This is a genomic window from Butyrivibrio sp. DSM 10294 (assembly GCF_028539135.1).
In the GTDB taxonomy this organism is placed as follows: domain Bacteria; phylum Bacillota; class Clostridia; order Lachnospirales; family Lachnospiraceae; genus Butyrivibrio.
On sequence record NZ_JANSWL010000052.1, the window covers coordinates 1 to 622 of the forward strand.

Consider the following 622-nt stretch of genomic DNA (forward strand, 5'->3'; position numbering starts at 1 on the left):
AAAACTTCCAAGATATGTAAAAGAAGGCAAGGGCAAGACTGCAATCCTTACCAACCAGATTTGTAGAATAAAGGATGATTTGTATCTCAGATTTCCGGGAACTAAGGAAATGCTCAGGCTTTCTTATATGCCTTTTTCCGGGACACTTAAGGAAGTGCGTATCAAGCCATGTGGCAGGGATTTTGTGATTGACGTGGTAATGGATATGGGAATGAAGGGCATTGCACCAAGGGATGATTCTGTAATCCTGAAGGAACTTGCAGGAATGACAGATATTTCGGGAAAAAGAGTCATGGCAATAGATCCCGGAACGGACAACATCGCTGCGGTTGTTAATAACTTCAGCGCAAAGCCTTTTGTAATAAAGGGCGGTGTCATCAAGTCCATCAATCAGTACTACAACAAAGAGATGGCAAGGCTGTCTGCCTGCGCAATGGCCAGCAACAAGAGATATCGTACCAGAAGGATGAGTACACTCACCGAGAAGAGAAACAGGAGGATAAAGGATCAGTTACACAAGATAAGCAGACATATAGCCGACTATGCAAGGGATAACCACGTAGATGTAGTGGTTATGGGCCACAATGTATTCCAGAAACAGGAAGCAGATATGGGACATATG

1 protein-coding gene is annotated in these 622 nt (G+C 43.7%); it reads left to right on the plus strand.

All coding sequences use genetic code 11. The features are described from left to right. The coding region (locus NXH67_RS04550; RefSeq protein WP_272796574.1) for a transposase at positions 1 to 622 on the plus strand (622 nt) is incomplete at both ends.